This is a genomic window from Qingrenia yutianensis (genome assembly GCF_014385105.1).
Taxonomy (GTDB): Bacteria; Bacillota; Clostridia; order UMGS1810; family UMGS1810; genus Qingrenia; species Qingrenia yutianensis.
The window spans coordinates 1-1034 of sequence record NZ_JACRTE010000068.1; the positions used below are offsets into that span (position 1 = coordinate 1).

1 protein-coding gene is annotated in these 1034 nt (G+C 36.5%); it reads left to right on the top strand.

The annotated features are described in order from the left end of the window. Positions 1-182: 182 nt before the first annotated feature. Positions 183-917: a ParB/RepB/Spo0J family partition protein gene (locus H8706_RS12065; protein WP_262432836.1), complete on the top strand. Its 735-nt coding sequence runs from the start codon at positions 183-185 to the stop codon at positions 915-917. Positions 918-1034: the final 117 nt, after the last annotated feature.

The following is a 1034-nucleotide window of genomic DNA, read 5'->3' on the forward strand; positions in this document are numbered from 1 at the left end:
AACTGTTTCAAGGACTTTTTCTTTTTACCGATTACAAATCAACTTATATAATATCAATACAAGATAAACACTTATACCTATTAAATGTTGTGAGACTCATTGTTCCATACGGAATAATGGGTCTCTTTTGCTTTTTGCAAAAGTGTGTTATACACAAATTTATGGTTTAGGAGTGATTTATTATGAAGGGAAAGCAATTTGAAAATCGGAAAACAAATGAGTTTATAATGATTCATCAGTCAAAACTAATACCGTTTGATGAGCAGCCGTATAAAGTTCTTTTTGATAAAAGTATGGAGGAACTTATTACAAGCATTAAAGAAAACGGCATTTTGTCACCGATTATCGTGCGTAAACTTGATAATGAGCAGTTTGAAATTATTTCCGGACATAGGAGAGTTGCAGCGGGTAAGATTGCAAAAATACACAAGTTTCCGGCGCAGGTGATGGAGCTTAATGATTACGAAGCAGCGATACTTCTTGTTGACTCGAACCTGCAAAGAGAAAATATTCTTCCCAGCGAAAAGGCATTCGCATATAATCTAAAACTTGATGCAATGAAAAGGCAGGGTATGCGGACGGATTTAACCTTGTCCAAAAATGAGACAAGGATGCGCTCGGATATGCAGCTTGCCAAGCAGGTCGGTGAAAGCAAGAATCAGGTGCAGAGATATATTAGATTAACATACCTTATCGACAAACTGCTTGAAATGGTGGACAACAAGAGAATGCCTTTTACAGTCGGCGTTGAACTTTCATATCTCGGCAGCAAAGCACAGGCATATATTGCAGAAATTTTGGAATATGACGAGATAATGCTGTCGGTAGGGCGGGCGTCAAGAATTAAATCCCTTTCAAAAGACGGAAAGATTGATGAGGATAAAATATTATCCGTGATATATGATAAAAAATCATAGAAGGTTAATATCACAATTAAGAATAAGCAAATCAGAGAATACTTTCCGATAGAATACTCGAAAGAACAAATAGAAGGTATTGTATTCGGGCTGATAAAACAATGGGCGGAGAAACAT